The following is a 1,224-nucleotide window of genomic DNA, read 5'->3' on the forward strand; positions in this document are numbered from 1 at the left end:
AACGCCCCCAGCCAGGCACAGTCCTAATGCTTGTGATGGTCCTCAGTCAGACATCAGTCGACCAGAGCCATAAGTCACGGGTATGGATTCGACGTTGCTTGCGACATTCCGAGATCGCGGGCAACCGGCGCAGCGGGCTCAAAGCCTTCGATCATCCATAATTATCGCTGTGGACCACGCGCGAGTACCTCGGATCGAGGTCGTCTTCGAAACGGATCGGCTGCTGCTGCGGCCATGGCGGGTGTCTGATGCCGCCGTCCTGCGCGAGCTGTGGACCGAGCGCGATCCTCGCGTCCCTCCGCATCGTCGCATCAGTCCCGATGGTCACCCCACGCTGGAAGATATCGAGGACCGGATCCGTCGTGATAGCCGACGCCCCTTCCCTGGGTTGCTGGCCGCAGAGCAAAAGAGTTCGGGGCAGGTCATCGGCTACTGCGGGCTGATTCCCAACGAGCACGGACGGGCTGGAGAGCCAGAACTCGCGTTCGAGTTCCTCCGCGAAGTCTGGCGCCAGGGGTTTGCGACCGAGGCCTCGTGGACCGTCCTCCAGCGGGCGCAGGCGTCGGGCTACCGACGCCTGTGGGCTACAGTCCGTGACTGGAACACCGCGTCACGCCGTGTGCTGGCCAAACTCGGATTTGTCGAAACCGGGCAAGTAGAACCTGACGAAATCCACGGCGATTCTCTCTTCACTACGAAGACACTCTGACCATAATCCGGCCCGGCACTGGAGCTAGTCGGTCCGTCTTGGTAGCTTCAACGCATGGCCATCAAACTTGAAAACGTCGGTATTGCGGTTCGTGACCTCGAAGCAACAATCGCCTTTTTCACCGACCTCGGTCTCACCGTCGTCGGCCGTGATACCGTCAGCGGCGAGTGGACCGACACTGCCGTCGGACTTGATGGCAACCATGCCAAGATTGCGATGCTCCAGACCCCGGACGGTCATGGTCGACTTGAGCTCTTCGAGTACATCCACCCTAAAGCGATCGAGTCGAACCCAACCCGTCCCAACGACATCGGCATGCACCGCGTGGCCTTCTCGGTTGACGACATCGACGAGGCCCTTGAGGTAGCTGCGAAGCACGGATGCCGTCCGCTACGCGGTGTGGCGACCTACGGTGACGTCTACAAACTCACCTACCTCCGAGGTCCCAGCGGAATCCTCGTGATGCTCGCCGAGAAACTGAAAAAAGACTAACACCCGGATCGGCCCGATTAGCC

2 protein-coding genes are annotated in these 1,224 nt (G+C 60.7%); both read left to right on the forward strand.

Annotation, left to right across the window (positions count from 1 at the left end; translation table 11 throughout):
• Positions 1 to 169: 169 nt before the first annotated feature.
• Positions 170 to 709, forward strand: a complete 540-nt coding sequence (locus LQV45_RS33790) for a GNAT family N-acetyltransferase (protein WP_230012175.1) — start codon at positions 170 to 172, stop codon at positions 707 to 709.
• A 54-nt stretch (positions 710 to 763) separates the two neighbouring features.
• On the forward strand, positions 764 to 1,201 hold the full coding sequence (locus LQV45_RS33795; RefSeq protein WP_230012177.1) for a VOC family protein: 438 nt from the start codon (positions 764 to 766) through the stop codon (positions 1,199 to 1,201).
• Positions 1,202 to 1,224 lie beyond the last annotated feature (23 nt).

It is taken from the genome of Microbacterium sp. Bi128, assembly GCF_918698205.1.